Origin of the sequence: Oceanicola sp. S124, assembly GCF_000220565.1 — a bacterium.
Lineage (GTDB): Bacteria > Pseudomonadota > Alphaproteobacteria > Rhodobacterales > Rhodobacteraceae > Pseudooceanicola.
Map to the genome: position 1 here is coordinate 1 of NZ_AFPM01000321.1, position 1,485 is coordinate 1,485.

Genomic DNA, 1,485 nt, shown 5'->3' on the forward strand with positions numbered 1-1,485 from the left:
GAGCCAGACCCAACTACCACGCCCATGCGGGCATGCGGGCTGCACCAGTGCCCGCCGATCGCGGTGCGCACGCTGGAGACCGGCCCCAAGGTGCGCGGCATCGGAGAACCCCCCGTGCCCCCCGCCGCCCCCGCGCTGGCCAATGCGATCTTCGCCGCCACCGGCCAGCGGTTGCGCGAAATGCCCTTCGACACGTTCGTGACCTTCGCCTGAGGAGCCAGCCATGCCGCAAGCCCCATCCTCGCAAGCGCCCGCCTTGCAAGCGCCAGCCCCGCCAATCGCGAACGCGCAGGCCTTCACCCGGCGCGCCGGCGTCGGGCTGGCGCTGCTGCTGGCGGCCCTGGCTCCGCTGGCCGTGGCCCTGCCCCCCGCGCTTGCCGAGACCGGGCCGCAGATCACCTTCGAGGTGCCCGAGGCCGACTCGGTCCCCCTCGAGGAGGGCGCCGCCGCCTTCGAACGGATCTACGAAGTGGCCAGCCATCCGCGCTGTGCCAACTGCCACGTGGGGGCGGACAACCGGCCGATGTGGTCCGGCCCCTCGTATGGGCAGGCGCGGCCGCACGGGATGAACATCACCGCAGGCGAGAGCCGGATCGGCGCCGAGACGCTGCTCTGCTCGACCTGCCACCGCACCAACGGCGATTTCGGCACCGATCCCCATGCGCCGCCGCGCGCCGGGCTGGACTGGCGCCTGCCGCCGGTCGCGTTCCAGTGGTTCGACCGCAGCGCCGCCCAGATCTGCGCCCAGCTCTCAGATCCCGCGCGCACCGGCGGGCGCGACTGGGTGGGCCTGGCCGAGCACCTGACCGAGGACGCCGGCCACCGGGGCTTCGTGCTCTGGGGCTGGAACCCGGGCGGCAGCCGAGACCCCGCGCCCTATTCGCTTGAGGCCCATGTGCAGGATATCCTGACCTGGGGCGCCGCCGGCCAGCCTTGCCCACCCGAGTGATCCGCCCGAGTAAGCCGCCCGGGTGATCCCCGTCGCCCCTGCAACCCGAAGGAGACCGCCATGACCCGAAACCTTGCCGATGGCTTCTTCCTCGCCGCCGCCTGCTTCTATGTCTCGGCCCTGATGCATCTTGCAGTCGCGGTGCTGGGCGAGGGCCCGCTGACGGCGCTGCTGATCGCCGCCCTGTTCTGGGCGGCCCTGGCGACGGCCCTGCTGCGGCGGATCCGGGTGCTGGGATGGCTGGCCTTCCTGGCCGGTCTCGGCGGCGGATTGGTGGCCCTTGGCTACGGGATCCCGGTGCTGGGCCTCGGCGCGATGATCCACCTGGTGATCGCCCTCGCCTGCTGGCTCGGGGCGCTCTGCCTCGGGGTGCATCTGTGGCGCTATCGCGGCCCGTTCCAGCGCGCCTGAAGGCACCGCGCGGGCTGGCGGGCGCCGAACAGAAAGGGCCCCGCCGAAGCGAGGCCCTGCCTTTCCCTTGCCCTCGAGCAGAAGGTCAGAGGATCCGGATATCCCGCGCCAGGTCGATCTGTGAT

Annotated in this window: 3 protein-coding genes; all 3 read left to right on the plus strand. The window is 72.3% G+C overall.

Annotation, left to right across the window (positions count from 1 at the left end):
- Nucleotides 1-213 (plus strand): hypothetical protein (locus tag OS124_RS0121935; protein ID WP_138919617.1); only part of this gene is annotated, 213 nt, incomplete at its 5' end.
- A 10-nt stretch (nt 214-223) separates the two neighbouring features.
- Nucleotides 224-949, plus strand: a complete 726-nt coding sequence (locus OS124_RS0121940; protein ID WP_237708156.1) for a hypothetical protein — start codon at nt 224-226, stop codon at nt 947-949.
- A gap of 60 nt (nt 950-1,009) precedes the next feature.
- Nucleotides 1,010-1,360 carry a hypothetical protein gene (locus OS124_RS0121945; protein ID WP_010142168.1) on the plus strand — a complete coding sequence of 117 codons (351 nt, stop codon included), beginning with the start codon at nt 1,010-1,012 and terminating at the stop codon, nt 1,358-1,360.
- The last annotated feature ends 125 nt before the right edge of the window (nt 1,361-1,485 follow it).

Bases quoted from the DNA above. Each gene is read 5' to 3' on its own strand.
- OS124_RS0121945 (WP_010142168.1), top strand. From the start codon at position 1,010: ATGACCCGAAACCTTGCCGATGGCTTCTTCCTCGCCGCCGCCTGCTTC.
- OS124_RS0121940 (WP_237708156.1), top strand. From the start codon at position 224: ATGCCGCAAGCCCCATCCTCGCAAGCGCCCGCCTTGCAAGCGCCAGCC.